Below are 3093 nucleotides of genomic sequence, written 5' to 3' on the forward strand. Positions count from 1 at the left end.
CTCGTCGAATCCTCTGCGAGGCGCCACCGTGCGAGCGCGCAGGCTCTGCTCATGGAGCTGTTGCCGGATTCGGGTAAAGCCCTGCGCGTCGGAATCACCGGCGTGCCCGGCGTGGGTAAGTCGACCTTCATCGAATCGCTCGGGATGAAACTCATCGAGGAAGGCCACAAGGTGGCCGTCCTCGCCGTCGATCCTTCTTCCACGCGCACCCGCGGCTCGATTCTCGGCGACAAGACCCGCATGGCGAACCTATCGGTCAACGACAAGGCCTACATTCGGCCGTCACCGACCTCAGGCACGCTGGGCGGCGTGGCGCGAGCTACCCGGGAGGCGATCATCGTCCTCGAGGCTGCGGGCTTCGACGTCATCCTCGTGGAAACGGTGGGCGTCGGGCAATCGGAAGTCACGGTCGCCCAGATGACCGATATCTTCACGTTCCTCACCCTCGCCCGAACCGGCGATCAGTTGCAGGGGATCAAGAAGGGCGTGCTCGAGATCGCTGAGCTGATCGCGGTGAACAAGGCCGACGGCGACCATGTGCGGGACGCCAAACGCGCCGCGCGGGAACTCGGGTCGGCACTGCGAATGATCAAGCCGCACGACGCGATATGGACCACCCCTGTGCTGACCATGTCGGGTCTATCCGGACAAGGCGTGGACGAATTCTGGACGGAGGTCGAGCGACACCACGAGACGATGCTCGCCAAGGGGGAGTTCGATCGACGTCGCGCCGACCAACAAGCGGAGTGGACCTGGTCGATGGTTCGAGAGGAACTCCTTGCCCGGCTCACCGAACGCGAGTCGGTGGCAAAGGTTGCCAAGGACGTTATCACGGAGGTCAAGGACGGCTCACTCACGGCGACGCTCGCGGCGGGGCAGATTCTCGACGCCTACGACGACTCCGCCGACGATGCCTCGGACGCACGCTTGACCTGAACGGCGCCGACAAGCCCGAGCACCAGAAACGCGGCGGCGCAAAGGAGGGCGATCTGGGTCGCCTGACCCATGCCGGCGCTCAAGGCATGGACCACGTCGTCCGCTTGCGCCCCGAAGACGCTCGAGGAACCCTGTTCGCGCAGCGCCGCGATAGCCGAGCCCGCCGACTGCCTGGTCGCCTCCGCGTACTGGTCCGCACTCGCGCCGGAGAATCCGGCCGAGGCCAGTGCGGAGGGAAGTGAATAAGCCAGGGTCACCGACATCGCCGCCCCCGCGAACGCCGTACCCAATGCCGTACCAATCTGGCGAACGGTGCTCTGCGTCGCGGAAGCCTGTCCCGAGGCCTCGACAGGGACGTCCTGTAGAACGGTGCCTGTCAACTGCGCCGAGGCGAGCCCGAGACCGAGCCCATAGACAATCAGGGGAAGGGCGATGACCCACGCGGATTCACTCACGCCCACGAGTATGACCAGCCCAACCACGCCGGCGAGCTCGAGCGACAAACCGAGTATCACGGTGCCAGGCGAACCCACGCGTGCCGCAAGGTGGCGCGCCATCGCCCCGGAAAAGAACGCCCCGATGGCCATCGCTGCGAGGACCACGCCCGAGGCGATAAAGCTCAACCCCAATGCGTTGACGAGGTAGAGGGGCAAGACGAAGATGATCGCGAACTCGCCGACGGCGACCATCCCCGCCGTGATGTTGCCCCACGAAAACGTCCGCAGGTCGAACAGTGTGACGTCGAGGAGTGCGGAACGCCGAACGCGATCACGATGAATCTCCCAGCGCACGAATAGTACCAACGCAGCCACAGCGATGGCGAAGGCCACCGGCACCGGGGAAACCAACGCATCTGCGCTCCATTCGAGGCCGAAGAAGTTGAAGCCTTCCTTCGGCGACCACCACCCGAGATCCGGTCCCTCGATAACCGCGAACACGAGCATGCCGAAACCGATAGCGCTCAACAAGGCGCCATCGACATCCGCGCCGGGCTGTGAACGTACTCCTCGCGTCTCGGGGACGGTCGCGAGCGCGCCTGTGATGACTACCGCGCCGATAGGCACGTTGACAAGGAAAATCCAATGCCAGCTCGCCCATTGGGTGAGCGCCCCACCCGCGAGAGGCCCGACGGCGGCCGCGCCCGAGATCACGGCGCCCCACACCCCGAACGCGGCCGCGCGATAGCGGCCACGGAACACTGCGTTCACGGTGGACAACGTCGAGGGCATGATCATGGCGGCGCCAAGAGCCTGAACGGCACGAGCAGCGATGAGCAGTGCCGCTCCCGATGCCATCGCCGCAAGCACACTGCCACCGATGAACACGAGAAGCCCCGCGATGAACAGACGCTTGCGGCCGAACGCATCGGCGAGCTTTCCTGATGACAACAAGAGCGCGGCGAGTACGACCGCGTAGAGGCTGTTCACCCACTGCGCCTCGGCGAACTCGAGACCGAGATCGCCGATGATATCCGGTAGCGCGACACCGACAATGGTTCCGTCGAGCACGATCAGACCGAGTCCGATCGACAGAACGGCGAGACCCATCCAGTCTCTGCGAGACGGCGCACGTCCGTCGCCTACGCGAACAACTTCGGTGTTCATTTCATCTCCAGCGCGGTGGCTCCCGGACTCGCCGGGCGGCTTCTTTTACACCGTCGATTACAACGCGTCTGGACGTATCGCACATCGGCCACACTGCCGAAATCCAAGTCAATCTTTCGGCTGATTTGTCGAGAACCAACAGGTGCACTGCCAGGCGTTCAGCCGCGAGCCCAACGGACGTGACGCGCTTTCCATTGGGCAAGGAGGTCGTCTACACCGGCACGGCCGGAGTGTCCGGGAATGCCCAGGAGGATGTCGGCGTTGCGACGGCCGCTCCCGTAGTCACCACCGCGCCAGCGTTCGGGCCGGAATTCGGCGACGGTCTGCCCACGCGTCAGGTAATCAGACGTCGCCACGTCTATCCGAGCGGGGGACCAGCGTCCAAGTGCGGGCTCGAGCGCGAGTGCCGTGGCGATCGGGTCATGAACCTTCGCGCAATACCCTTCACCAACCGCGTCGTGGAACTCGAAATAGAAGCGCAGAGCCGCGGCCAGAGCCCGGGTTACCGGTGCGCCCCGGGTAACGGAGAGAATCTCGGTGACATCTGCCGGCG

3 protein-coding genes are annotated in these 3093 nt (G+C 64.7%); 1 reads left to right on the forward strand and 2 read right to left on the reverse strand.

Annotated elements, in window-relative coordinates:
- Positions 1-936: methylmalonyl Co-A mutase-associated GTPase MeaB (meaB, locus tag K8V11_RS04660; RefSeq protein ID WP_303911256.1), on the forward strand; the 936-nt coding region annotated here is incomplete at its 5' end.
- Here the strand turns inward: meaB and K8V11_RS04665 are convergent.
- Positions 891-2540 carry an MFS transporter gene (locus K8V11_RS04665; RefSeq protein ID WP_303911258.1) on the reverse strand — a complete coding sequence of 550 codons (1650 nt, stop codon included), beginning with the start codon at positions 2538-2540 and terminating at the stop codon, positions 891-893. The genes meaB and K8V11_RS04665 overlap by 46 nt on opposite strands.
- 158 nt (positions 2541-2698) lie before the next feature.
- On the reverse strand, positions 2699-3093 hold a 395-nt coding region (locus K8V11_RS04670), incomplete at its 5' end, for a nucleoside hydrolase (RefSeq protein WP_303911260.1).

The organism is Dietzia timorensis (genome assembly GCF_020742175.1).
GTDB lineage: Bacteria > Actinomycetota > Actinomycetes > Mycobacteriales > Mycobacteriaceae > Dietzia > Dietzia timorensis_A.

What these genes read in the sequence shown, in the direction of transcription:
- K8V11_RS04665 (WP_303911258.1), bottom strand. Translation starts at nt 2,540, where the DNA reads ATGAACACCGAAGTTGTTCGCGTAGGCGACGGACGTGCGCCGTCTCGC.